The sequence below is a fragment of the Mycobacterium parascrofulaceum ATCC BAA-614 genome (assembly GCF_000164135.1).
Taxonomy (GTDB): Bacteria; Actinomycetota; Actinomycetes; order Mycobacteriales; family Mycobacteriaceae; genus Mycobacterium; species Mycobacterium parascrofulaceum.
The window spans coordinates 1,601,022-1,624,958 of sequence record NZ_GG770553.1 but is presented as its reverse complement, the minus strand read 5'-3'; the positions used below and the strand labels follow the sequence as shown (position 1 = coordinate 1,624,958).

The following is a 23,937-nucleotide window of genomic DNA, read 5'->3' as shown; positions in this document are numbered from 1 at the left end:
GGCGCTGGCCGCCGGCGTGGCCGGGGCCCGGTTACGGGCAGCCCGCAACCGAGTCGCGGGCGATTGACGCCTGCTCCCGGCCCAGCTCCGGTCCGGCCGGCAGGGTCCGCAGGATCGGCCACGGCGCCGGAACAGGCGCCGGTAGCCCGAGGTCGTGGGCGGCGTTGTCGTCGTGGACCGGGAACCGCACCCCGGTGTCGGTGACCAGATAACGCGCCCCGGCGCGCGCGTGGGCGCTCCGTCCGGGCGGCACGTACACGGCGTCCAACGCGGGGCCGTGGCCGTCGGCCTGCGCCAAGGTCACCGGCGCCCCACCGGCCGGCAGGGGCAGTCGGCTGCCGGCCAGCAACGTGACGCCGGGTGTCGCGGCCCGCCACGACACGCACAACGCGCCGCCGTCCCCCACGAGTCCGGGGGCGCGGTCGGGGAAGGCGGCCACCGGCAGCGAGTCCACGATCCGCGCGGCGCGGATGGCGTCGGGCGCGACCGCGACGGCGGTGGCAGTACCCCGGGAGTTGCCGAAGCGCAGCAGGTCGGCGGCGACCTGTCCGATGCGCTGGACCCCGTCCGCGAGCACCGCGTAATACTCGTCACCTCCGCTTTGCATGATGCGCACCACACTGCCCACCGCGAATCCGGGCAGCGCCGGCGCCCGTTCGCCGGCGCCGCGGATCCACGGCGCCCTGATCGGCGGTGCCTCGGGGATCGCGTTCAGCAACGATTGCGAGACGGCGACCGGCGACCGCCCCTCCAGCCGCAGCGCGCGCACGACCGCGGTGTCGGTGACGTCGACCACGGCCCGCTGCCCGTCGTAGAGGAGGAACACCGGCGAACGCGACCCGGCCGCGGCCAGGACGGCCTGCCCGGTCCTCAGGGGAGCGGCGGCCGCGTCGTCGGTGCGACCCACGATCACCGTGGTCGTCCCGGCGCCGCCGGTGTCGCAGATCGTCCAGGCGGTGTCGTCCGCCGTCAACGGCTGGCCGATGAGCTGCGGCGCACCCGGGATGCCCAGCAACGGCCCGCGTTTGGCGCGGGCCAGGTCCGCCTCGGGCACCGGCCGGGGGTTGGCCGCGGTCGCCGCGATCAGCCGTGCCGACGCCAGGTTCAGCACCGGGTGCCAGGTATCGCCCACCCGCACATACAGCGCCCCGGACTCCCGCCCCATCACCAGCGGGACGCCGTCCAGCGGCACCCGGGGGCGCAGCAAAGCAAGAAGGGCGGCTCCCGCGACGGCGATCGACGCCAGCACGCACCCGACCGCCAGCGCGGCCGTTTGCGTACGCGAGCGGGCGCTCAACGTGTGGATATCACCGCCCAGCAACGCGCACTCCACACGGCGCAGCAGGAACCGTCGACCGCTGACGTGCAGCCACGTGCCCGGCCGACCCTGCACTGACCCTCCCGCCCCGCGCACTCGCTGCGCCAACGATAGGGCGACCCGCCGCGGGGCCACTTCCTCGATCCACAGCTCAGCGAAGTTTCGAACTTTGCTTAGGGTGGGTAAAGTAACGGCGTGTTTCCTCGCCGGATGGGTCGCTGCGTCGGGCTCGGGGCCGCTGCGCTGGTCACCGCGTCCGGCCTGCTGTTATCCCCCGCGGACGCGCCGACGGCCGCCGCCTTCGACTGCCCGGACGTCGAGGTCATCTTCGCGCGCGGCACCAACGAGCCGGCCGGCCTGGGCCGCGTCGGCGACGCGTTTGTGGACTCGCTGCGCCAGCAGACCGGCCTGAACATCCTGCCCTACGGGGTGAACTACGCCGCCAGCAAGCTGCAGCTGCACGGCGGTGACGGCGCCAACGACACCATCGACCGCGTCAAGAAGAGCGTGGAGACCTGCCCGAACACCAAGATCGTGCTGGGTGGCTACTCCCAGGGCGCGTCGGTGATGGACATCGTGGCCGGCGTCCCGATCGGCGGCATCAGCTGGGGCAACAAGCTGCCCGCGCAGTACGCGCCCAACATCGCGGCCGTCGTCACGTTCGGCGACGTGGCCGACCGCGCCGGCGGCACGCTGCCCAGCCAGAGCGCGCTGCTGGGCTCGAAGGCCGCCGACTACTGCAACCCCAACGACCCGATCTGCCACGCCGGCCCCGGCAACGAGTGGACCGGGCACACCGAGGGCTACGTCCCCGTGTACACCACCCAGGCCGCGGCGTTCGTCGCCCAGAAGCTGGCCGGTTCGAGCCCGTTGGGGCCCGCGTTCGGGCCGCCGCTGGGCCCCGTCCCGAACCAGCCCGGTGCCACGCCGTCGCCGGTCTACGGGCAGACCCCGCCCGGGTCGCCGCCCTCGATCCACGGCGGCACCGCCCCCGCGCCCGCCGCGCCCACCACGGTGACTCCGCAAGCTCCTCTCGTCTGAATCGTTACCGGCGCGAGATCAACGCGCCCCTAACATCGTGGGGTGCGGCTCATTCCATTGACGCTGGGCGCCGGCCTGCTCGCCGGCGCCGCGATAGTGGTTGCTCCCCAGCTGCTTCCGCAGGCCCTGGCCTCCTGCCCCGGCGTTGAGGTGGTCTTCGCCCGCGGCACCGACGAGCCGCCGGGCGTGGGCAAGGTCGGCGGGGCGTTCGTCGACTCGCTGCGCCGGCAGACGTCCAAAAGCGTTGGCTCCTATGCGGTGAACTACCCGGCCAGCAAGGACTTCCTGGCCGCCGCGGACGGCGCGAACGACGCCAGCAATCACATCCAACAGATGGCCGGCAACTGCCCCAACACCAAGCTGGTGCTCGGCGGCTACTCGCAGGGCGCCGCCGTCGTCGACATCGTCACGGCAGCGCCGTTGCCCGGCCTCGGTTTTCGCGAGCCGCTGCCGGCCGCGGCCGCCGACCACGTGGCCGCCGTCGCGCTGTTCGGGAACCCGTCCGGCCGGGCGGGCGGGCTGATGAGCGCCCTGACCCCCGAATTCGACGGCAAGACCATCGACCTGTGCAACACGGGCGACCCGATCTGCTCGGGCGGCACCCGCTGGGCGTCGCACCTGGGTTACGTGCCCACCTTGACCAACCAGGCCGCGCGTTTCGTCGCGAGCAAGGTTTAGCGGGTGCGCAGGTCCCGGGTGACCAGGTTGCGCGCCTCCAGCTCGTCGTCGGGCGGATAGTCGACGCCCACCAGCGTCAACCCATGCGGCGGCGCGGCTGCGAAGTCGCTGGAACGGCTTGTGGCCGTGAGCAATCCGCGGCACCACGACACCGGGCGGCGATGCTCGCCCACGGCCAGCAGCGCCCCGACCAGCGAGCGCACCATCGACCAGCAGAACGCGTCGGCGGTGACGTGCGCGGTGATCAGTTCGCCGTCGCGCGACCAGTCCAGGCCCTGCAGGTCGCGGATGGTGGTGGCGTTGGGGCGATGACGGCAGAACCCGGCGAAGTCGTGCAGCCCCACCAGGTCTCGCGAGGCCGCGGCCATCGCGTCGACATCCAGCGGGCGCGGCCACGCGGTGACGTAGCGGGCGCGCTGCGGCTCCACGCCGTAGGGCGCCGTCGACAGCCGGTAGGTGTAGTGACGCCGCAGCGCCGAGAATCGGGCGTCGAAACCCGCCGGGGCGCGGGCGATGCCGAGCACCCGGACATCGGTGGGCAGGAACCGCCCGAGCCGGCGGACCAGCGGCAGGAACTCCGGCTCGCCGACCCGCGGGGCGCGCGGATAGGCGTTGGGCAGCGCGTCCGGCGGCACGTCGACGTGGGCCACCTGCCCGGTGGCGTGCACGCCCGTGTCGGTGCGGCCCGCGGCGCGCAGCCGCATCGGCGCGCGGAACAGCGTGGTCAGCGCCTCGTCGAGAACGCCGGCGACGGTGCGCTGGCCGGCCTGAGTTGCCCAGCCGGCGAATTCCGTTCCGTCGTAGGCGATGTCGAGCCGTAGACGGACGGCCTCGCTAACTCTCGTCAGCCTCGTCGGCCTCGGCGGCCCGCTCGGCCTCGGCCCGCGCGGCGACGGCCTCGTCATGCTTTTCCTCAGCGGCAGCCTCCGCCGCCGTGGCCTCCGAAACCTCCGGCGTCTCCTCGGCCTCGGTCTCGGTCACCTCGTCGGCCGTCGGGCCGACGGCCTCCTCGGGCTCGACCGCCGCCTGCGGCGCCGCCGCCGCCACCACCGGCGCGTCAGACTTCTTGGAAGCCTTGACGCGACGCGCCCGGTCGGCCTCGGAGGTCACCGTCTTCTCCCGCACCAACTCGATGACCGCCATCGGGGCGTTGTCGCCCTTGCGCGGCTCCACCTTGATGATGCGGGTGTAGCCGCCGTTGCGGTCGGCGAAGAACGGTCCGATCTCCGCGAACAGGGCGTGCACCACGTCCTTGTCGCGGATCTTCTTGAGCACCTCTCGACGGTTGTGCAGCGTGCCCTTTTTCGCATGGGTGATCAGCTTTTCCGCATACGGCCGCAGCGCGCGCGCCTTGGGCTCGGTCGTCTTGATCCGGCCGTGCTCGAACAGCGAGGTGGCCAGGTTGGCCAGCAGGGCCTTCTGGTGCGAAGACGACCCGCCGAGGCGGGGGCCCTTGGTGGGCTTGGGCATTGCACTATCTCCTCATTGGGGGCCGACCCCCGTATCAGGTAGGGCCGGGACGGACTTCCGTTTTTGTGTCCGACTCCTCAGCGGCCGCTTCACGGCCGCATCGTCGCCGGACGGGCTCAGAGCTGTTCGGTTTCCGCGTAGTCCTGGTCGTCGTAGGCGGCCTCGGTGGACCACGTGCCGGTGGCCACGTCGTAGCCGGCGACCTGCGACGGGTCGAAGCTCGGCGGGCTGTCCTTGAGCGACAGGCCCAGCTGGTGCAGCTTGACCTTCACCTCGTCGATGGACTTCTGACCGAAGTTGCGGATGTCGAGCAGGTCGGACTCGGTGCGGCTGACCAGCTCGCCGACCGTGTGCACGCCCTCGCGCTTGAGGCAGTTGTACGACCGCACCGTCAGGTCAAGGTCGTCGATCGGCAGCGCGAACGAGGCGATGTGGTCGGCCTCGGCCGGCGACGGGCCGATCTCGATGCCCTCGGCCTCGACGTTGAGTTCGCGTGCCAACCCGAACAATTCGACCAGCGTCTTGCCGGCCGACGCCAGCGCGTCGCGCGGCGTGATCGAGCTCTTGGTCTCGACGTCCAGGATCAGCTTGTCGAAGTCGGTGCGCTGCTCGACACGGGTCGCGTCGACCTTGTAGGTCACCTTGAGCACCGGCGAGTAGATGGAATCGACCGGGATGCGCCCGATTTCGGCGCCGGATGCCCGGTTCTGCACCGCCGGAACGTAACCGCGGCCCCGCTCGACGACGAGCTCGACCTCGAGCTTGCCCTTGTCGTTCAGCGTCGCGATGTGCATCTCGGGGTTGTGCACCGTGACACCGGCGGGCGGCACGATGTCACCGGCGGTGACCGCGCCCGGGCCCTGCTTGCGCAGGTACATGGTGACCGGCTCGTCCTCCTCCGAGGACACCACCAGGCCCTTGAGATTCAGGATGATCGCGGTGACGTCTTCCTTCACCCCGGCGACGGTGGTGAACTCGTGCAGCACGCCGTCGATGCGGATGCTGGTGACGGCCGCGCCCGGGATCGACGACAGCAGCGTCCGGCGCAGCGAATTGCCCAGGGTGTAACCGAATCCGGGCTCGAGGGGCTCGATGACGAACTGGGAGCGGTTGTCGGTGAGGACTTCCTCCGACAGGGTGGGTCGCTGAGAGATCAGCATGGTGTTTCTTCTTCTCCTTCTCGGCACCCGCTATTTGATGCCGCTGTGCTGTCCCGCGGCGACCCGCTTCGCCCGGCTTCGCCGCGCTTGCGATCGCCGCAAGTTTCGAGCCGGGGCCGGCTCGAAAGTCTGTTACTTCGAGTAGAACTCGACGATCAGCTGCTCGGCGAGCGGCACGTCGATCTGCGCCCGCTCCGGGAGCTGGTGGATCAGGATGCGCTGACGCTCCCCCACCACCTGCAGCCAGCTCGGGATCGGGCGGTCGCCCGCGGTCTCCCGCGCGATCTGGAACGGCACGGTGTTCAGCGAGCCGTCCCGCACGTCGATGATGTCGTACTGCGACACCCGGTAGCTGGGCACGTTGACGTGCACGCCGTTGACGCTGAAGTGGCCGTGGCTGACCAGCTGGCGGGCCATCCGCCGCGTGCGGGCGAGCCCGGCGCGGTAGACGACGTTGTCCAGGCGGCTTTCCAGGATGCGCAGCAGTTCCTCACCGGTCTTGCCGGGCTGGCGCACCGCCTCTTCGTAGTAGCGGCGGAACTGCTTCTCCATGACGCCGTAGGTGAAGCGGGCCTTCTGCTTCTCCTGTAGCTGCAGCAGGTATTCGCTCTCCTTGATCCGCGCGCGGCCGTGCTGGCCGGGCGGGTAGGGGCGCTTCTCGAACGCCTGGTCGCCGCCGACGAGGTCGGTGCGCAGCCGGCGTGACTTGCGGGTGATGGGTCCGGTGTAACGAGCCATGATTTATCTACCTAGACCCTTCTCCGCTTGGGGGGACGGCAGCCGTTGTGCGGCTGCGGCGTGACGTCGGAGATGGCGCCGACCTCGAGGCCCGCGGCCTGCAGCGAGCGGATCGCCGTCTCGCGGCCCGAGCCCGGGCCCTTGACGAACACGTCGACCTTCTTCACGCCGTGCTCCTGCGCCTTGCGCGCGGCGTTCTCGGCGGCGAGCTGCGCGGCGAACGGGGTCGACTTGCGCGAGCCCTTGAAGCCGACGTGGCCCGACGACGCCCAGGCGATGACGTTGCCCTGCGGGTCGGTGATGCTCACGATCGTGTTGTTGAACGTGCTCTTGATGTGCGCGGCGCCGTGCGGGATGTTCTTCTTTTCCCGCTTGCGGGTCTTCTGCCCCTTCTTGGGCGCAGAGGCTGCCTTCTTGGCTGGTGGCATGGGCGGTTACCTGGCCTTCTTCTTGCCTGCGATGGTGCGCTTGGGGCCCTTGCGGGTGCGCGCATTGGTCTTGGTCCGCTGGCCGCGCACCGGCAGGCCGCGGCGGTGCCGCAGGCCCTGGTAGCAGCCGATCTCGATCTTGCGGCGAATGTCGGCCTGCACCTCGCGGCGCAGGTCACCCTCAACCTTCAGATTCGCTTCGATGTAGTCACGCAAGTGGGTCAGCTGGTCGTCGGTCAGGTCCCTGGTGCGCAGGTCCTTGTCGATCCCCGTAGCTGCCAGGATCTCGTTCGACCGGGTGCGGCCGACGCCGAAGATGTAGGTCAGCGCGATCTCCATCCGCTTGTCGCGCGGCAGATCGACGCCTACTAATCGAGCCATAGGTGGCGTTTCCTCTTTTTTCGGGCGGAGGTCTTTTCCCAGTCCGTTCCCGCCCCGAAAGTTCGATGGGGGCCCGGCCTCCGTCCGGGCGTAGCTGAGCGACCTATTCGCTCAGTGGTACTGGGAGGTCTGCATTCAGTTGTGTCGCAAGCGCTTGAGCTGATTACACGGCGGCGACCCGCTTCGCCCGGCTGCGCCGGGCTTGCGATCGCCGCTAGCCCTGGCGCTGCTTGTGCCGCGGATCGGAGCAGATCACCATGACCCGCCCATGCCGACGGATCACCCTGCACTTGTCACAGATTGGCTTGACGCTCGGGTTCACCTTCACGGCTGTTCGATCCTGTTCTTTCTCGTGGTCTGTTTCGGGCTGTTACTTGTACCGGTACACGATGCGGCCCCGGGACAGGTCGTAGGGAGACAGCTCCACCACCACCCGGTCCTCGGGCAGGATGCGGATGTAGTGCTGCCGCATCTTGCCGCTGATGTGGGCGAGCACCTTGTGACCGTTCTCCAGCTCAATGCGGAACATCGCATTGGGCAGGGGCTCGACCACGCGGCCCTCGACCTCTATGGCACCGTCCTTCTTGGCCATACTTTTCAGCAATCCTCGTCTTTGGTTTCGTATCCTGTGTGCGCCCATATCGGCGCAGCATTCGCCCGACTAGAAACGTGAGCCAAGGGCAGGAAATTCCAGAGAATTCCTAAGACAGGGCACGCAAAAAGTCGGCGCGGATGACGCACCGTTGTCCAACGATACCTGGTCAGGCGCCCGACCCAAAATCGCCGGCAGCGGAATCCGCCCGGCCCGCTCGACCTGCCGCGCGGGTCCTGACGAGGGCATACTTAACCCCGATGACGAGCCCCGCGAGCACCGCAGCCTCCTCCCTTCAGCCTCGCAAGCCCGTGCTGCTGACCGTCGACGACGATCCCTCGGTGTCGCGCGCGGTCGCGCGGGACCTGCGCCGTCAGTACGGTGACCGGCACCGCATCGTGCGGGCCGATTCCGGACCCGACGCCCTGGAGACGCTCAAGGAGCTCAAGTTGCGGGGCGAGACCGTCGCGGTGCTCATCGCCGACTACCGGATGCCGCAGATGAGCGGCATCGAATTCCTCGAGCGGGCGATGGACCTGTACCCGGCGGCGCGCCGCGTGCTGCTGACCGCCTACGCCGACACCCACGCCGCCATCGACGCGATCAATGTCGTCGACCTGGACCACTACCTGCTCAAGCCGTGGGATCCGCCGCAGGAGAAGTTCTACCCCGTCATCGACGGGCTGCTGGACGCCTGGCGGGCCGCGCCGGAACACCCGATCCCGCACACCAAGGTGATCGGGCACCGCTGGTCGGAGCGGTCCTGGCAGGTGCGCGACTTCCTGGCCCGCAACGGGCTGCACTACACGTGGTTCCGCGCCGACGACCCCGACGGCCAGCGGTTGCTCAACGCCGCCGGCGAGGACGGCCTGCGGCTGCCGGTCGTCGTCACCGAACGCGGCGACACCCTCGTCGAACCCACCGACGCGCAACTGGCCGACACCCTGGGCCTGACCACCACCCCGTCGCAGGAGTTCTACGACCTGATCGTCATCGGCGGCGGGCCGGCGGGGCTGGCCGCCGCCGTGTACGGCGCCTCCGAGGGGCTGCGCACGGTGCTCATCGAGCGCACCGCGACGGGCGGCCAGGCCGGGCAGAGCTCGCGGATCGAGAACTACCTGGGCTTTCCCGACGGGGTGTCGGGCGGCCAGCTGGCCGACCGGGCACGGCGGCAGGCCGAGAAGTTCGGCGCCGAACTCATCACCGCCCGCACCGCCACCGCGCTGGAGGTCAACGGCCCCAAGCGGACCGTGCGGTTCGCCGACGGCGGCTCCATCGACGCGCACGCCGTCATCCTGGCCACCGGCGTCGCCTACCGCCAGCTGCCGGCGGAGGGCTGCGGCGAGCTGACCGGCCGCGGCGTCTACTACGGCGCCGCCGTCTCCATCGCCTCGGAGTGCGCCGGTGAGGAGGTCTACGTCGTCGGCGGCGCCAACTCCGCCGGCCAGGCCGCGATGTACCTGTCGCGGGAGGCCAAGTCGGTGACCATCGTGGTGCGCGCCCCGTCGCTGGACGCCTCGATGTCCCACTACCTGATCCAGCAGATCCGGCAGCGGCCCAACATCACGGTGCGCACCTGCACCGAGGTGCGCCGCGCCGTCGGGAACGACCACCTGGAGCGGCTGACCCTGGTCGACAACCAGACCGGCGAGACCGAGGACGTCAGCTGCGCCCGGATGTTCATCTTCATCGGCGCGGCGCCGCGCACCGAATGGCTGGACGGGGTGCTTGCCCGCGACGACCGCGGCTTCGTCCTCACCGGGCCCGACCTGCGCAACGTGTGCGGCTGGACGCTGGACCGCCCGCCCCACCACCTCGAGACCAGCGTGCCGGGCGTGTTCGCCACCGGCGACGTGCGCGCCGAGTCCGCCAAGCGCGTCGCGGCGGCCGTCGGCGAGGGGTCGATGGCCGTCATGCTCGTGCACCGCTACCTCGCCGAATCATGACCGCCCAGGTGCCGTGCCGGCCCGACGAGCTGCGCACCCTGTTCCTGTTCGAGGCGCTCACCGAGGCGCAGCTGGCGGTGTTGTGCGCCAACGGGCAGATCGAGAACTACGAACCCGGCCCCATCTGCGTCGAGGGCGAGCCGGCGACGTGCCTGTACGTCCTGATCGAGGGCGAGCTGGCGATGTCGAAGCTCTCGGGCGGCCAGGAAATCGAGACGAACCGGACGTCGCAGCGCGGCGTGTATTGCGGCGCCTGGCGGGCGTTCACCGGGCAGTTGCAGCAGCAGAGCTACGACGCGACGGTGTACGTCACCAAACCGTCGCGCTTCTTCGTGCTCGACGCGACCGCGTTCGCCGACTTCATGAAGGACCAGTTCCCGATGGCCGTCCACCTGCTCGACGGGATGGCGGTCGGCCTCGAGCGCACCCGCCGGATCATCGACAACCGGGAGAAGCTGCTCGCGCTGGGCCAGTTGTCCGCCGGGTTGACCCACCAGCTGAACAATCCCGCCGCGGCCACCGTCCGCGCCGCGTCCGAGCTGAGGCAGCGGGTCGCCGGCATGCGCCAGAAACTGGCGATGCTCGCCGACGGCACCGTCCCACCGGAGGCGCTGCGCGCGCTGGTGCGGGTGCAGGAGGAGGTGGCGGCCCAAGTCGCCAAGTCGGCGTCGGCGAACATGACCGCGATCGAGACGGCCGATCTGGAAGACGCCGTCGGCGACTGGCTCGAGGACCACGGCATCGACGGCGGGTGGGACATCGCGCCAACCTTCGTCGAGGGGGGCATCGACACCGATTGGCTGGAGCGCATCGCCGCGGCGACCGAGGAGCTCGGCGCGTCGACGTCACTGGAGAAGGCCATCCGCTGGCTGACCTACACCGTCGAGAGCGAGCTGCTGCTGAACCAGATCCTGGAGGCCAGCAAGCGGATCTCCGCGCTGGTCGCCGACGCCAAGCAGTATTCCCAGATGGACCGCGCACCCTTCCAGGTGGCCGACGTGCACGAGCTGCTGCACAGCACGCTCACGATGTTCGCCGACCGGCTGGGCAGGGACACCGCCGTCGCGGTGGTCAAGGAATTCGACCGATCGCTTCCCCCAATACCTTGCTACCCGGGCGATCTCAATCAGGTGTGGACCAACATCATCGACAACGCGATCGCCGCGATGCGCGACACGGGCGGCACGCTGACCATCCGCACCTGCCGGGAAGGCGAGAACATGGTGCGCGTCGAGATCTGTGACACCGGGCCGGGGGTGCCCGAGGAGGTGCGCGAGCGCATCTTCGAACCGTTCTTCACCACCAAACCGTTCGGTGAGGGCACCGGTCTCGGGCTGGATCTGGCGTTCAACATCGTCGTCAAGAAACATCGCGGGGACCTGCGGGTGGAATCGGCGCCCGGCGACACCCGGTTCATCGTGCTGCTGCCCCTGGACGTTCCGGAATAGCCGCGCCGCCCGCCCGGTTGGGAACGACCATGACCGATGCAGCCAGCAAGCCCAAACTCGGCCGGTTCGGAGTGTTCGGACGCGGCGTCACGCCCCAACAGGCCAAAGACATCGAAGCCCTGGGCTACGGGGCCGTGTGGGTGGGCGGTTCGCCGCCGGCCGAACTGGCCTGGGTGGAACCCATCCTCGAGGCGACGACCAACCTGCAGCTGGCCACCGGCATCGTCAACATCTGGACCGCGGCGGCCGAGCCGGTCGCGGAGTCGTTCCGCCGCATCGAGGCCGCCTACCCCGGCCGCTTCCTGTTGGGCATCGGCGTCGGCCACCCCGAGGCGCACACCGAATACCGCAAGCCCTACGACGCGCTGGCGGAGTACCTGCAGCGGCTCGACGACTGCGGCGTGCCGGCAAACCGCCGGGTGGTGGCCGCGCTGGGCCCGCGCGTGCTCAAGCTGTCCGCCGAGCGGGCCGCCGGGGCGCACCCGTACCTCACCACCCCCGAGCACACCGCGCGGGCCCGCGAGCTGATCGGTCCGTCGGCGTTTCTGGCGCCCGAACACAAGGCGGTGCTCACGACGGACGTCGAGAAGGCCCGCGCGGTGGGCCGCAGGGCGCTCGACATCTATTTCCAGCTCGCCAACTATCGCAACAACTGGAAACGGCTGGGCTTCTCCGACGAGGAGGTCACCAAGCCGGGCAGCGACCGCCTGGTCGACGCGCTGGTGGCCTACGGCACGCCCGACGCGATCGCGGCCCGGCTGAAGGAGCACCTCGACGCGGGGGCCGACCACGTGCCCGTGCAGGTTCTGACCAAGGATGAAAACCTGGTTCCGGCGCTGGCCGACCTGGCGGGGCCGCTCGGACTGAGCTAGCAGACGTTAGGGAGGGACACCGATGACCGAGCCTGTGGCACTCAAACCCGACCTGGGCCGGTTCGGCGTATGGCTGGGGTCGAGGTCCATCACGCCCGGCCTGGCGCGGCGAATCGAGTCGCTCGGCTACGGCGCCGTCTGGATCGGCGGATCGCCCGACGCCGACCTGGCCTGGGTGGAGCCCGCCCTGGCCGAGACCTCGTCCCTGCAGCTGGCCACCGGGATCGTCAACATCTGGACCGCGCCGGCCCCGGCCGTCGCCGAGTCCTTCAAGCGCATCGAAAAGGCCTACCCGGGAAGGTTCTTGCTGGGGATCGGCGTCGGGCACCCGGAGCACACCGAGCAATACGCCAAGCCCTACGACGCCCTCGTGGCCTACCTCGACGACCTCGATGCGGCGATGGTGCCGACCAGCCGGCGGGTGCTGGCGGCGCTCGGGCAGCGCGTGCTGCGGCTGGCGGCGGAACGCTCCGCCGGCGCCCACCCCTACCTGACGACGCCGGAACACACCGCCAAAGCGCGCGAGCTCGTCGGAAGCTCGGTGTTCCTCGCCCCCGAACACAAGGTGGTGCTCACCACCGACTCGACCGAGGCCCGCGCGATCGGCCGGCAGACCGTCGATTTCTACCTGGGCCTGAGCAATTACGTGAACAACTGGCTGCGGCTGGGCTTCACCGAGGCCGACGTCCGCAAGCCGGGCACCGACCGGCTGATCGACGCGGTGGTCGCGCACGGCACCGCGGAGGCCATCGCGCAGCGCCTCCGCGAACACTGCGACGCCGGTGCCGATCACGTGGCCATCCAGGTGCTGGGCGCCGGGGACGACGACGCGCTCGTCTCGGTGCTCGGTGAACTGGCCGGACCGCTGGGGCTGACTCGCGCAAGCTGACCCAGTCGCTCGGTTAGGGTTTGACCATGCGGCTATTGGTCACCGGCGGCGCTGGTTTCATCGGCGCGAATTTCGTGCACAGCACCGTCCGTGAGCACCCCGAGGACTCCGTGACGGTGCTCGACGCGATGACCTACGCCGGTCGGCGCGAGTCGCTGGCCGACGTCGAGGACGCCATCCGGCTCGTGGTGGGCGACATCTGCGACGCGGAGCTGGTCTCCTCGCTGGTCGCCGAGTCCGACGCGGTGGTGCACTTCGCCGCGGAGAGCCATGTCGACAACGCCCTGGACGACCCGGCGCCGTTCCTGCACACCAACGTGGTCGGGACGTTCACCATCCTGGAAGCGGTGCGGCGCCACGGTGGGCGGCTGCACCACATCTCGACCGACGAGGTCTACGGCGACCTGGAGCTCGACGACCCCCACCGGTTCACCGAGTCCACGCCCTACAACCCGTCGAGCCCCTACTCGGCCACCAAAGCCGGCGCCGACATGCTGGTCCGGGCCTGGGTGCGGTCGTATGGCGTGCGCGCCACGATCTCGAACTGCTCCAACAATTACGGGCCGTATCAGCACGTCGAGAAGTTCATCCCGCGCCAGATCACCAACGTGCTCACCGGGCGGCGGCCCAAGCTGTACGGCAGCGGGGCCAACGTCCGCGACTGGATCCACGTCGACGACCACAACAGCGCCGTACGGCGCATCCTGGAAAAGGGCGAGATCGGCCGCACCTACCTGATCAGCTCGGAGGGCGAGCGCAACAACCTCAGCGTGCTGCGCACGCTGCTGAAGATGATGGGCCGCGACCCCGACGACTTCGACCACGTGACCGACCGCGTCGGCCACGACCTGCGCTACGCCATCGACCCTTCGACGCTCTACGACGAACTCTGTTGGGCGCCAAAGCATACCGACTTCGAGGAGGGGTTGGGCGCAACCATCGACTGGTATCGTGCCAACGAATCATGGTGGCGCCCTTTGAAGGACGCCGCCGAAGCCCGTTACGAAGAGCGTGGTCAGTGATGAAGGTTCGCGAACTCGCCATCCCCGGCGCCTGGGAGATCACCCCCACCATCCACGGCGATTCCCGGGGCTTGTTCTTCGAATGGCTGACCGACCATGGCTTCACCGAGTTCGCCGGTCACCGGTTGGATGTCCGGCAAGCGAACTGTTCGGTTTCCTCCGCCGGTGTTTTGCGCGGCTTGCACTTCGCGCAGCTGCCGCCGAGCCAGGCCAAATACGTGACCTGTGTGCGCGGCTCGGTGTTCGATGTGGTGGTCGATATCCGGGAGGGTTCGCCGACGTTCGGCCAATGGGATTCGGTGCTGCTCGACGACAAGGACCGCAGGACGATTTACCTGTCCGAGGGCCTGGCGCACGGCTTCCTTGCCCTGCAGGACGATTCGACGGTGATGTACCTGTGCTCGGCCGAATACAACCCGCAGCGTGAGCGCACCATTTGTGCGACCGATCCCGCGATCGGGGTCGACTGGCCGCTGGTCAACGGGGCGGCGCCCACCCTGTCCGACCGCGACGCCGCCGCCCCTATGTTCGAAGAAGTGCGGGCCGCCGGTCTTTTGCCGAGCTGGCAGGAAACGCAGGCGTTTATCGCTGGAATGCGTAACCGATAGGCGCGTGGCCACACAATTGAATGGAACGCGAGGAACATTATCCCGCAACGCACTTGACGATTCAAAGCGTGCGCAATTGTATTCGTCGGGCCACCGGCTTCCCGGCCGGGTATCGGCAGATCGCTTATTTGCCATTGCGCACTACCTCAGATACCGTGAACCAGCCCTTTTTGGTTCTTAGTCGCGATACGATGACGCCGATAGGCCCTGTGCGGACTACGGGGGAGGCGGATGAAACTCGGGCAGGTCTTCGATCCGCGGAATAATGCGCTGAACGCCTGGCGGCTCGCGCTGGCGGGCGAGGTCATCTTTTGGCACACCTTCCCGATCCGGGGGCACCTGCCGAGCGCCCGGGCCGTTCTGCAGCTTCTCCTGTGCGTCGGCGTAGACGGGTTTTTCGCCATCTCGGGCTTCCTCATCACCGCGAGTTGGCTCAGCAATCCCCGCCTGCGTGCGTATCTGGCCGCGCGAGCGCTGCGCATCCTGCCCGGTTTCTACGTCTGCCTGCTGGTGACCGCCTTTATCTTCGCACCCCTCAGCGTCGCGATCCAGGGCGGCTCCCCAACCAAACTCATCACGTCGGGCGCGCCACTGGAATTCGTTTTGATGAACAGCGCCGTGGCGCTGATCAAGTTCGATGTCGGCGGCACACCGCACGGAATTCCGAATGCCGGTATCTGGAACGCCTCCCTATGGTCGCTGATCTGGGAAGTGATGTGCTACCTCATCGTGGCCGTCATCGGCGTGGTCGGACTCGCCAACCGCCGGTGGGTGTCGCTGGCTTTCTTGTTGCTGGCGACGGCCGGCGCGATGACGCTGCCGCCGCTGAAATTCCCCGACGTCTTCAACCAGCACGAGGGCGACGTGCGCACCGCGCTGTTCTTCCTGGCCTGCCGCACCGCCATCATGTTCGCGTCCGGCGCATTCCTCTACCAGTGGCGCGACGTGATTCCCGCCCGCTGGTCACTCGTCGCCGTGAGCGCGGTCATCGTGCTGGCGGCCGGAGCCCTGCCGGATTATCGGGTGGTCGCCGCCCTGCCGCTGGCCTACGCCGTCGTCGTATCCGGGATCCTGCTCCGCAACAAGCACCTGAGGCTGCGCACGGACCTGTCCTACGGCATGTACATCTACGCGTATCCGACCCAGCAGCTGCTGCTTGTCTGCGGTCTCCTCGCCCTGAACCCGCTGCTGTTCACCGGCGTCACCGCCGCCGCCACGCTGCCGCTGGCCGCTGCGAGCTGGTTCCTGATCGAGAAGCCGGCGCGCCGGCTCAAACGGCGATTCAGGAGTAAAGCGGCTCCGGCTCCCCAAGATCAAGACCAAGACCAAAGCGAGGAACAATCGGTGATGGTGCGACCCGCCCACGAGGTTGCCGAATCCGCGCTTCCCCCAGAGCTACCGGGGACCGCTTAGCCCGCAACGGCCAACCGCCCACGCCGCCGCCCTGGGGCCGATACGATAGCGCCGACAGTTCGGTGGGGGACGACGGTCGGAGACGGATGAAGCTGGGACAGGTATTCGATCCGCGCAATAACGCCCTGAACGCGATGCGGTTGGCGCTGGCGGCGGAGGTGATGTTCTTCCACTCGTGGGTTATCACGGGCCGCGCGCTGCCCGCCGCGATCAATCAGCTGTTCTTTTCCGTGGGTGTCGATGGCTTCTTCGCGCTCTCGGGCTTCCTCATCACCAGAAGCTGGCTCACCGACCCGCGAGTCCGCGACTATCTTGCGGCGCGGGCCCTGCGCATCCTGCCCGGCTTCTACGTCTGCCTGGTGGTGACCGCGTTCGTGTTCGCACCGCTCAGTGTGCTCATTCAGGGCGGGTCGGCGCTGAAACTGTTGGGTTCCACAGCACCCATCGAGTACATCGTCAAGAACAGCGCGGTGGCCTACGTACAGCCGGAGATCGCCGGCACGTTGCACGGGGTGCCGTCCGGACCGGCCTGGAACGGTTCCCTGTGGTCGCTCATATGGGAACTGCTGTGCTACGCCGCGGTGGCCCTCATCGGCATCGCCGGACTGGCCAACCGAAGGTGGGTGTCTCCCGTGCTGTTGGTGGTGGGCATCTGCGCGGCGTTGGCGTTCCCACCGCTGACCTTCCCCGGCGCCTGGACCATCCCCCAGCTTGCGGCGCGTTCCGCCATCATGTTTGCCGCCGGAGGGGTGATGTATCAATGGCGCGACGCGATTCCCGCCCGCTGGCCACTGGTCGCGGTGAGCACGGTCATCGTTTGCGCGGCGGGGTTCCTCCCCGATTACCGTATCGTCGCAGCCCTGCCGCTGGCGTATGCCGTCATCGTTTCGGGGACCCTGATTCGTAGCAGGCGGCTGCGGCTGCGCACGGACCTGTCCTACGGCCTGTACATCTACGCGTTCCCCACCCAGGTCATGCTCGCTGTCTGCGGACTCGCAAGTTTGAATCCAGCCGTCTTCTTCGTCCTCAGCGCAGTCAGCACCTTTCCGCTGGCCGCCCTGAGCTGGTTCGTCATCGAGAAGCCGTCGATTTCCCTGAAGCGCCGGCTCAAGCAGAAGTGGGGCGCACCCGCGCCCGCAGGACCCAGCGGCGAACAACCCCGCGACCTCGTCGGCGGCGATCGGCCCGCTTCCGAGGCCCCGGGTGCCGCCTAAGGCCCGCGTCACAAGCGGGTCAAATCGCCGAAATTTCGCACATGCGCGACGGCGTGTCATAGTATGCCGCGGACGGGCTTCGGGGGCGATATGGGCGGAGGCCGATGACCCTCGGGCAAGTGTTCGACCCGCGGAAGAACGCGCTCAACGCGCTGCGTTTGGCGTTGGCGGCCGAGGTGATGCTCTGGCACTGCTGGCCCGCGACCGGCCGCATACCACCCGCGCCGATTCTGCAGGTTTTCTTCTCGGCGGGGGTCGACGGGTTCTTCGCGATCTCTGGATTCCTCATCACCAGGAGTTGGCTGACCGACCCGCGGCTGCGTGACTATCTCGCCGCTCGCGCCCTGCGCATCCTGCCCGGCTACTACGTGTGCCTGCTGGTGACGGCGTTCGTCTTCGCACCGCTCAGTGTGTTCATCCAGGGCGGCTCGGCGTGGCAGCTCCTGCGCTCCACCGCGCCCCTCGAGTACGTCCTGAAGAACATCGGCGTGGCCTACCTGCATTACGACGTCGGCGGAACACCGCGCGAGATCCCGCATTCCGGCGTCTGGAATGCCTCGATGTGGTCGCTCATCTGGGAAGTGCTCTGCTACCTCGCCGTTGCCGGCATCGGCCTGGCCGGGCTGGCCAACCGCCGATGGATGCCCGCGGCGATATTGGCGCTGGGGGTGGTTGCGGCCACCCAACTGCCGCCGTTGACCTTCCCGGGCGTGTGGACCGCGCCGCAGCTCGCCGCCCGATCGGCCATCATGTTCGCGGCCGGCTCGCTGCTGTACCAATGGCGCGACGTTATCCCGGCCCGGTGGTCGTTGGTCGGACTGAGCGTTGTGATCGTGCTCGCGGCCGGGCTGCTGCCGGATTACCGGGTCGTCGCGGCCCTTCCGCTGGCCTATGCCGTCATCGTGTCGGGCGCCCTGCTGCAGAACAAGCGGCTTCGGCTGCGCACGGACCTGTCCTACGGTCTGTACATCTACGCGTTCCCCACTCAGCAGATGCTGGCCGTCTGCGGCCTCGCGGGCCTGAATCCGTTCGCGTTCTTCGCCTTCAGCGCCCTGGGCACGTTGCCGCTGGCGGCGCTGAGCTGGTTTGTGATCGAGAAGCCCTCGCTGTCCCTCAAGCGCCGGCTCAAGCAGAGATGGACCGCATCCACGAATGAAGGTGACCGCGCCACCGCATCGAGGGTGGTCGAACCGTGAACCTCGGACAAGCTTTCGACCCTCGGAAGAATGCGCTCAACGCCTGGCGGCTGACGCTGGCGACCACGGTGATCGTCGGTCACTCGTTCATCCTCACCGGCCACCCATGGACGGGCGCGCATGACATCGCCGACGGCGGGGTCGACGGCTTCTTCGCCGTCTCGGGCTTCCTCATCACCGCGAGCTGGCTTCGCCACCCGCACCTGCGGGATTATTCCGCGGCCCGGGCCCTGCGCATCCTGCCCGGCTACTACGTCTGCCTGGTCGTCACCGCGTTCGTCATCGCGCCGATCGGCGTGGCGATGCAGGGCGGCGCGGCCCTCAAGCTCCTGCTCTCGACCGCGCCGTTCGAGTACGTCGCCATGAACAGCGCGGTGGTCCTGCTCAAGGCCGATGTCGGCGGAACGCCCCGGGGGATCCCCTATCCGGGGAGCTGGAACAGTTCGCTGTGGACGTTGGCTTTCGAGCTGGCGTGTTATGCCGCGGTGGCCGCCATCGGCAAGGCCGGGCTTGCCCACCGCCGGTGGGTCTCCCCCGTGATATTGGCGGTGGCGGTCGTCGGCGAGGCGTTGTCGCCGCCCATCGCCCCGGACCAGCCGTGGGCGGGCCAGTTCGCCGCGGTGACCGCGCGCTTCGCCGTCATGTTCGCTGCGGGGGCGTTGCTCTACCAGTGGCGCGACAAGATTCCCGCCCGCTGGTGGCTCGTCGCGGTGAGCGCGGTCGTGGTCGCGTTGGGCGGTACCCTGCTTCCGCATTACCGGCTGCTGGGCGGAATTCCGCTCGCGTACGCCGTCATCGTCTCCGGTGCACTGCTTCGCAACAAACGCCTGAGGCTGCGCACGGACCTGTCGTATGGCGTGTACATCTACGCCTTCCCGATTCAGCAGTTGCTGGTGATCTGTTGGCCCGGCCGTCCGAATGCGGTTGTGCACGCTGCCGTCGCGGCGATGGCCACGCTGCCGTTGGCCGCGTTGAGCTGGTACCTGGTCGAGAAGCCCGCCATGTCACTCAAGTCTCGACTGTTGCGCAAATGGGCGGCCGAAGAGGAATCCGTCGCTGCGATCGATCTCACGGCCGATAGGCCGACTGACGACCTCCCCGAGCCCGCCTGATCACCCAATCCCCGGCGCACAGCACCACCGTCAGCAGTTCCGCGGCCACACTCATCGCGGCGTAGGGCGCCGGGTCCCAGCCCCGCTCCGAAAAGCCGAGCAGACCAACGGTTCTCGACAATACGAACGCGGCCAACGAGCCGCCCGCGACGGCGGCACCGGCCCAGCGAAGCCAGCCGGGACCGCCGAGCAGGATCAGCAGGGCTATGGCGAACGACGCGCTGGCCTGCACCAGAAACGCGGCGCCGATGTCCGGGATATGCCGGTAGCCGTGGACATAGAGGTAGGCATGGGCGACCGCGGCGACCACCAACGACGCGGCGAAGGCGAGGCGAATCAACAGAGTCATTGCAGCGCCCGCTCTTTCAGCGCGAGGGCGGTTTCGCCCCGGGTGTAGCCCACCTCGCGGATGCCGAGCGCGTCGCGGAGCTTGCCGGCGGGCAGGGTGACCGGCTTGGGCGCCGGCCCGTCGCCGGGCCGCGGCAGCGGATACGCGGTCGTCGTCCCGCTGTGGAACGTCACGTTGCCCTCCGTCTTGGAAAACAATTGGTGCACATGACCGTTGAGGCAGGTGACCGACGAGAACCGGCGCACGTAGGACAGCGCGTGAGCCGCGTCGTCGGTGCCCCACCCCCAGTTGGGGTACATCGCGAACAGCGGGATGTGGCTGAACACGATGATCGGGGTGTCGCTCGTCAGCCGGGCCACGTCCTTTCGGACAAAGTCGAGCTGGTCGGTGCCCAGGTGCCCGAGCTTGCGCAGGTTCAGCGTGTTGACCAGTGCGATCACGTGCACGCCCGCGATGTCGAAGCTGTACCAGCCGTCACCGAGGGAGCCCGCGCCGAAGGCGTTGCGGTACTTCTGCCCCGCGTCGTCGACCGAGTCGTGTTCCCCCGGGACGGTGAACACGTGCGGCGTTTTCAGGGCGCTCATCATCTGCTTGACCTGATCGAACTGCTGGGGGCTGGACAGGTGGGTGAGGTCGCCGCTGTGGACGACGAAATCCGTTGGGTAGCCGAGGTTGTTGACCTGGTCGATCGCGTGGCCGAACGTGCCCGCGACGTCCGGGTTGGCGGCCCCGGTGAAGCCGATGTGGCTGTCGCTGATCTGCGCGAACCGCAGCGCGGGCCGGCCGTGCGAGCGCTCGGCCGCCGCCGACCCGGCGACATGCGAGATGACCTCGCCCCCGAGGACGGAGAGCCCGACCGCCGCCCCGAACCACGCCGTGTGCCGCATCAGCTGCCGGCGGCTCATGTCGGGGTTCACCGCGTCACCACCACGGTCCCGCGCATCATCGGGTGGATCGAGCAGACGTACTCGAAAGTCCCCGGGGCGGTGAAGGTGTGAGTGAACGTCGCCCCGGTCCCCATCCCGGGCGAGTGGAACGAACCGTCGCTCGCGGCCACGGTGTGCGGTTCCTCGTCGCGGTTCGTCCACGTGACGGTGGTGCCGACCGAGACGGTCAGCGTGGCGGGCGCGAAGGCGAAGCCGTCGATGTTGACCTGGTCACCGCTCACCGGGGCGGCCGGCGCGGTCGCGGACACCGAACTCATGGACATGCCGGTGCCGGAGCCGGCGGCGGGCCGCGAAGCCGAGCACCCCGCCGAGAGGACTGCGGCGGCCAGGGCGGTCGCCGAAAGTTTTGCAAGCATCATGCCCGGGAATAGGGCGGCGCGTTACACCGCTCAGGCGGGCCGGTCGGGACGCGCGGGCGCGAACACCTCGATGAAGCCTTCGGATTCGCGGACCAGCAACGGCGGCAACGGCTTCGGGGCGATCGGCAGTTGATGGGTGAGCACCTGCCCGCTCGGCGAGAACGACGTCGAGTGGCAGGGGCAGCGCAGCGTGTCGTCGGGCGCGTCGAACCACAGCCGGCACCCTTGGTGGGTGCACACCCCGGAGACGGCCCGGGGCTTGCCGTCGACGCGGCGGACGAACCCGCTGACCGAACCGAGGTCGAACGGGTGCATGGCCCCGTCCGGCACATCCGAGCTGGCCGCAACCCGCTGCCACGTCCCGGCGTTGGGCGTCAGCGGCGCATCGTCGGCGGCGGGGAGGCCGCCGGATCGACCGGTGACCACGGCCCGGTCGATGGACACCGCGGTGACCGCCGCGGCCGCGGCGGCCGAGGTGCCGACGAGGACGTGGCGGCGGGTGCTGCCGTGCTTCGGCGCCGCTTCCGGCCGCGCGTCGGACATCTGCTCGGCGAGGCGCCGATGCAGATCGTCGAGGAATTCCCCCCGCGGGGCCTCGCCCCGCCGCCCGGCCGCCCGCAGCTCGATCGCCGTGCGCAGCTGCACCGCCTCGAAGTCGTCGGGGGCGAACGGCCGGGGCCGCCGCCCCCGCAGCAGGTCGTCGACGTAGCGGCGCAGCCCTCGCGCGTTCATGGCGGTCCCCCATCGTTGACCTCTGCCGCCAGCCGCAGGGCGCGATGCTGGAGCACCTTGGCGTTGGCGACGCTGACCCCGAGCTCGGCGGCGGAGTCCTTGATCGAATGGCCTTGCAGGAAACGCAGTTCCAGAATGTGCCGGTACCTGTCGGGCAGGCTGTCGAGGACCCGGGCGACACGCTGCGGCGCGGTGCTGATCGCCTCCTCGCTATCCGGCGGTTGTTCGACGTCGTCGATCGAGGTGATCTCCCGGCCCAGGGTCTCGCGCCAGTGCGCGGCCAGCACCGTCCGCGCCGTGGCCCGCAGGTAGGCGCGCACCTCGCCGACGCTGGCGGTCAGCCGCAGCGGCCGCAGCGCGGCGAGGAACACCTCGGCGGTGAGATCCTCGGCGTCGGCCCGGTTGCCGACCCGGGCGTACAGCGTGCGGTACACCCAGGACGCGTTGTCGGAGTACACCGCCTCCCAGTCGGCATAGCCGTCGTCGAAGCCGCCGCCGGGCACCGCGCGCAGCGGCCGCGGGCCGAGCCGTTCGTTTCGTGCCGCCACGTGCCTCCTCCACCCGCTGAATATCGGGTCGGGTTACACGGGGTATCACGGCGTGGCGAGCGAGGTTTGTTCATCGAGCAGCGCGTCGAGTTTGGCGGCGGTGGCCGAGAACACCGACTTGGCGATGCCCAGTATGCGGTCGCGCACCCGGGGCTTCGCGGACGCCGGCGGCAGCAGGTGGCCGATCAGGTGGCCGAACAGGTCCAGCCGCGCCGCCGACATCCAGGCGGTCAGGTCCGGGTCGTCGAGCCAGTGCAGCTGGTTGGCGTAGTCGGCCTGCGCCAGCCGCAGCCAGTCCAGGTCGGTGTCGGGGTGCGGCAACGGCACGCACAGCTCGTTGCGCGCCGGGTCGTCACGGTACGCGGCCTCGACATGGGCGATCAGCGCGGCGCTGAAGATCTGCTGGCATCCGCGCACGCTTTGCAGGGTGATCCGGCCGGCATCGAAAATTGGTGTCGCGGGCCGCTTTTCGGCACCGTCGGCGGTGCAGTCGATGTACAGCGCGTCGCCGTCGCGCGTCACCGCGCCGCCGTCGAGGACCATCCGTTCCTCCTCGACGCACAGCAGGTGGCCCATCCGCACCACATCGCCGATCCGCCGCAGCTGTTCGAGTTCGGCCCGGGTGACGGTCGCGCAGCGATACATGGTCGGCCGGACCGCCGGATCCAGCCGCAGCAGCCCGCCGGAGTCCTCGAGCCGCGCGAACAGGTCGTCGACCGAGGTGGCGTCACTGATCGCGCGCAACTGCGCGATGAAGCTGGCCTTGATCCGCTCGGCGAACAGCGACCCGGGCTGCATCGTCGCGCGATCCAACAGCCAGGAGTCGCGCGGCATGATCCAGGTCAGCCGCTCGGGCGCGATGCCCTGGCCCAGCAGCCACAGGCAGGTGTCGATGCCGGTCTTGCCGGCCCCGACGACGACGTAGCGCTCGTGCGCGCGGAGCTTCGGCAGGTCGTTGGGCGGCACGCAGGTGACGCCGCGGACGACTGGGTAGGGCGGCGGTCGCATCGCCGGCACCGTCACCCGCATGTAGGTGGCGTCGACGATGCGGCGCGCCACGTCGACGGCGTAGTCGGCGCCCGCGAGCGTGGTGAACCGGCCGTCACCGCGGTATTCGCTCATCGGGAAGTAGGTGACGCGACCGCTGGCCAGCAGCTGCCGTCGCAGCACCTGGTCGTAGTAGGCGCACACCTCGCCGGCGGTGGCCAATTCGTAAAGCCCCTGATTCCAGCCGATTTGGTCGATCGAGTCGCCGCCGAGCTTCAGCGAGTTGACGCCGTAGAACGCCGAGGGCTGATGCAGCCGCACGAACGGGTAGGCCATCGTCCAATGCCCGCCCGGCTGGTGATAGCGGTCGACCAGCACCACGCGTGCGTCCGTCGCCTCGGACACCAGCGTGTCGACGAACGCCATCCCCATGGCACCCGCGCCGACCACCAGATAGTCGGCCTCGATGGTGTGCATACGCCTGAAGGC

General features: G+C 69.1%; 27 protein-coding genes. 12 read left to right on the top strand and 15 right to left on the bottom strand.

All coding sequences use genetic code 11. The annotated features are described in order from the left end of the window. Window positions 1–31: 31 nt before the first annotated feature. On the bottom strand, window positions 32–1,393 hold the full coding sequence (eccB, locus tag HMPREF0591_RS07715) for a type VII secretion protein EccB (protein WP_007167908.1): 1,362 nt from the start codon (window positions 1,391–1,393) through the stop codon (window positions 32–34). Window positions 1,394–1,513: 120 nt separating this feature from the next. Between eccB and HMPREF0591_RS07710 the strand changes: the two genes are divergently transcribed. Both HMPREF0591_RS07710 and HMPREF0591_RS07705 read left to right on the top strand, forming a co-directional pair. After that, entirely contained in the window at window positions 1,514–2,359 is an 846-nt protein-coding gene (locus tag HMPREF0591_RS07710; RefSeq protein ID WP_007167907.1) for a cutinase family protein, read from the top strand. 57 nt (window positions 2,360–2,416) lie between these two features. Continuing rightward, entirely contained in the window at window positions 2,417–3,037 is a 621-nt protein-coding gene (locus HMPREF0591_RS07705; protein WP_007167906.1) for a cutinase family protein, read from the top strand. Here the strand turns inward: HMPREF0591_RS07705 and truA are convergent. The 8 genes from truA to infA all read right to left on the bottom strand — a co-directional run bounded on the left by truA (window position 3,034) and on the right by infA (window position 7,806). After that, window positions 3,034–3,942, bottom strand: coding sequence for a tRNA pseudouridine(38-40) synthase TruA (gene truA, locus HMPREF0591_RS07700; RefSeq protein WP_007167905.1), 909 nt, complete (start codon window positions 3,940–3,942; stop codon window positions 3,034–3,036). The genes HMPREF0591_RS07705 and truA overlap by 4 nt on opposite strands. Then, window positions 3,872–4,507 carry a 50S ribosomal protein L17 gene (rplQ, locus tag HMPREF0591_RS07695; RefSeq protein ID WP_007167904.1) on the bottom strand — a complete coding sequence of 212 codons (636 nt, stop codon included), beginning with the start codon at window positions 4,505–4,507 and terminating at the stop codon, window positions 3,872–3,874. Before rplQ ends, truA begins: the two co-directional genes overlap by 71 nt. A gap of 116 nt (window positions 4,508–4,623) precedes the next feature. Beyond that, entirely contained in the window at window positions 4,624–5,667 is a 1,044-nt protein-coding gene (locus HMPREF0591_RS07690; RefSeq protein ID WP_007167903.1) for a DNA-directed RNA polymerase subunit alpha, read from the bottom strand. 132 nt (window positions 5,668–5,799) lie between these two features. Next, complete coding sequence (gene rpsD / locus HMPREF0591_RS07685) at window positions 5,800–6,405, bottom strand: 30S ribosomal protein S4 (RefSeq protein WP_007167902.1); 606 nt, start codon at window positions 6,403–6,405, stop codon at window positions 5,800–5,802. Window positions 6,406–6,416: 11 nt separating this feature from the next. Further along, complete coding sequence (gene rpsK, locus HMPREF0591_RS07680) at window positions 6,417–6,833, bottom strand: 30S ribosomal protein S11 (protein ID WP_007167901.1); 417 nt, start codon at window positions 6,831–6,833, stop codon at window positions 6,417–6,419. 6 nt (window positions 6,834–6,839) lie between these two features. Continuing rightward, entirely contained in the window at window positions 6,840–7,214 is a 375-nt protein-coding gene (gene rpsM / locus HMPREF0591_RS07675) for a 30S ribosomal protein S13 (RefSeq protein WP_007167900.1), read from the bottom strand. A gap of 214 nt (window positions 7,215–7,428) precedes the next feature. Beyond that, entirely contained in the window at window positions 7,429–7,542 is a 114-nt protein-coding gene (gene rpmJ, locus HMPREF0591_RS30780; RefSeq protein WP_003879483.1) for a 50S ribosomal protein L36, read from the bottom strand. Between the two features lie 42 nt (window positions 7,543–7,584). Continuing rightward, a complete protein-coding gene (gene infA, locus HMPREF0591_RS07670; RefSeq protein WP_003418601.1) occupies window positions 7,585–7,806 on the bottom strand; it encodes a translation initiation factor IF-1 in 222 nt (73 codons plus the stop codon). 260 nt (window positions 7,807–8,066) lie between these two features. Between infA and HMPREF0591_RS07665 the strand changes: the two genes are divergently transcribed. From HMPREF0591_RS07665 to HMPREF0591_RS07620, 10 genes are all read left to right on the top strand, one after another. Then, window positions 8,067–9,752 carry an NAD(P)/FAD-dependent oxidoreductase gene (locus tag HMPREF0591_RS07665; RefSeq protein ID WP_007167899.1) on the top strand — a complete coding sequence of 562 codons (1,686 nt, stop codon included), beginning with the start codon at window positions 8,067–8,069 and terminating at the stop codon, window positions 9,750–9,752. Next, window positions 9,749–11,200 (top strand): ATP-binding protein, encoded by a 1,452-nt coding sequence (locus HMPREF0591_RS07660; RefSeq protein WP_007167898.1) that lies wholly within the window; start codon window positions 9,749–9,751, stop codon window positions 11,198–11,200. Before HMPREF0591_RS07665 ends, HMPREF0591_RS07660 begins: the two co-directional genes overlap by 4 nt. A gap of 29 nt (window positions 11,201–11,229) precedes the next feature. Next, on the top strand, window positions 11,230–12,072 hold the full coding sequence (locus HMPREF0591_RS07655; protein WP_007167897.1) for an LLM class F420-dependent oxidoreductase: 843 nt from the start codon (window positions 11,230–11,232) through the stop codon (window positions 12,070–12,072). Between the two features lie 22 nt (window positions 12,073–12,094). After that, window positions 12,095–12,961 carry an LLM class F420-dependent oxidoreductase gene (locus HMPREF0591_RS07650; RefSeq protein WP_007167896.1) on the top strand — a complete coding sequence of 289 codons (867 nt, stop codon included), beginning with the start codon at window positions 12,095–12,097 and terminating at the stop codon, window positions 12,959–12,961. A gap of 26 nt (window positions 12,962–12,987) precedes the next feature. After that, on the top strand, window positions 12,988–13,983 hold the full coding sequence (rfbB, locus tag HMPREF0591_RS07645) for a dTDP-glucose 4,6-dehydratase (protein WP_007167895.1): 996 nt from the start codon (window positions 12,988–12,990) through the stop codon (window positions 13,981–13,983). Next, a complete protein-coding gene (rfbC, locus tag HMPREF0591_RS07640) occupies window positions 13,983–14,591 on the top strand; it encodes a dTDP-4-dehydrorhamnose 3,5-epimerase (protein WP_040621367.1) in 609 nt (202 codons plus the stop codon). Before rfbB ends, rfbC begins: the two co-directional genes overlap by 1 nt. 231 nt (window positions 14,592–14,822) lie before the next feature. Continuing rightward, window positions 14,823–16,004: an acyltransferase family protein gene (locus HMPREF0591_RS07635; RefSeq protein ID WP_007167892.1), complete on the top strand. Its 1,182-nt coding sequence runs from the start codon at window positions 14,823–14,825 to the stop codon at window positions 16,002–16,004. Window positions 16,005–16,090: 86 nt separating this feature from the next. Further along, complete coding sequence (locus HMPREF0591_RS07630; RefSeq protein WP_007167891.1) at window positions 16,091–17,218, top strand: acyltransferase family protein; 1,128 nt, start codon at window positions 16,091–16,093, stop codon at window positions 17,216–17,218. A 104-nt stretch (window positions 17,219–17,322) separates the two neighbouring features. After that, window positions 17,323–18,414: an acyltransferase family protein gene (locus tag HMPREF0591_RS07625; RefSeq protein ID WP_007167890.1), complete on the top strand. Its 1,092-nt coding sequence runs from the start codon at window positions 17,323–17,325 to the stop codon at window positions 18,412–18,414. Further along, window positions 18,411–19,526 (top strand): acyltransferase family protein, encoded by a 1,116-nt coding sequence (locus HMPREF0591_RS07620; RefSeq protein ID WP_007167889.1) that lies wholly within the window; start codon window positions 18,411–18,413, stop codon window positions 19,524–19,526. Before HMPREF0591_RS07625 ends, HMPREF0591_RS07620 begins: the two co-directional genes overlap by 4 nt. Here HMPREF0591_RS07620 and HMPREF0591_RS07615 read toward each other — a convergent pair. The 6 genes from HMPREF0591_RS07615 to HMPREF0591_RS07590 are packed head-to-tail and all read right to left on the bottom strand — an operon-like array spanning window position 19,483 to window position 23,925. Then, window positions 19,483–19,875, bottom strand: coding sequence for a hypothetical protein (locus HMPREF0591_RS07615; protein ID WP_007167888.1), 393 nt, complete (start codon window positions 19,873–19,875; stop codon window positions 19,483–19,485). The two genes, HMPREF0591_RS07620 and HMPREF0591_RS07615, sit on opposite strands and share 44 nt — an antisense overlap. Next, window positions 19,872–20,780, bottom strand: a complete 909-nt coding sequence (locus tag HMPREF0591_RS07610) for a metallophosphoesterase family protein (protein ID WP_040622049.1) — start codon at window positions 20,778–20,780, stop codon at window positions 19,872–19,874. The genes HMPREF0591_RS07615 and HMPREF0591_RS07610 overlap by 4 nt, the downstream gene beginning before the upstream one ends. Before the next feature lie 8 nt (window positions 20,781–20,788). After that, complete coding sequence (locus tag HMPREF0591_RS07605) at window positions 20,789–21,181, bottom strand: cupredoxin domain-containing protein (protein WP_007167886.1); 393 nt, start codon at window positions 21,179–21,181, stop codon at window positions 20,789–20,791. Between the two features lie 30 nt (window positions 21,182–21,211). Continuing rightward, window positions 21,212–21,913, bottom strand: coding sequence for a Rieske (2Fe-2S) protein (locus tag HMPREF0591_RS07600; protein ID WP_007167885.1), 702 nt, complete (start codon window positions 21,911–21,913; stop codon window positions 21,212–21,214). Next, window positions 21,910–22,461 carry an RNA polymerase sigma factor gene (locus HMPREF0591_RS07595; RefSeq protein WP_007167884.1) on the bottom strand — a complete coding sequence of 184 codons (552 nt, stop codon included), beginning with the start codon at window positions 22,459–22,461 and terminating at the stop codon, window positions 21,910–21,912. Before HMPREF0591_RS07595 ends, HMPREF0591_RS07600 begins: the two co-directional genes overlap by 4 nt. Window positions 22,462–22,506: 45 nt before the next feature. After that, window positions 22,507–23,925, bottom strand: coding sequence for a hypothetical protein (locus HMPREF0591_RS07590; protein ID WP_040621363.1), 1,419 nt, complete (start codon window positions 23,923–23,925; stop codon window positions 22,507–22,509). Window positions 23,926–23,937 lie beyond the last annotated feature (12 nt).